The organism is Sedimentibacter sp. B4 (assembly GCF_000309315.1).
Taxonomy (GTDB): domain Bacteria; phylum Bacillota; class Clostridia; order Tissierellales; family Sedimentibacteraceae; genus Sedimentibacter; species Sedimentibacter saalensis.
This window is the reverse complement of the sequence record NZ_CANG01000640.1, coordinates 1-205: the sequence shown is the minus strand read 5'-3', so window position 1 is coordinate 205 and position 205 is coordinate 1. Positions and strand designations below refer to the sequence as shown.

1 protein-coding gene is annotated in these 205 nt (G+C 69.8%); it reads left to right on the top strand.

Annotated elements, in window-relative coordinates:
- Positions 1-205, top strand: a 205-nt coding sequence (locus BN358_RS24020; protein WP_157593491.1) for a CBS domain-containing protein, incomplete at both ends; no start/stop codon positions are given.

Here is a 205-nt window from a genome sequence, read left to right as displayed (position 1 = left end):
ACGGTGCCACGATCTCCGGCATCGTCAGCGAGCGGGACGTCGTCCGGCACCTCGCCGACGGGACGGGCGTGCTCAGCCAGCCGGTCTCGGCGATCATGACCGCGAACGTCAAGACCTGCACTCCCGAGGACTCCCTCGAGGCCACCGGCCACACCATGACCTACTCCCGGATCCGGCACCTGCCCGTGGTCGGCGAGGACGGCAA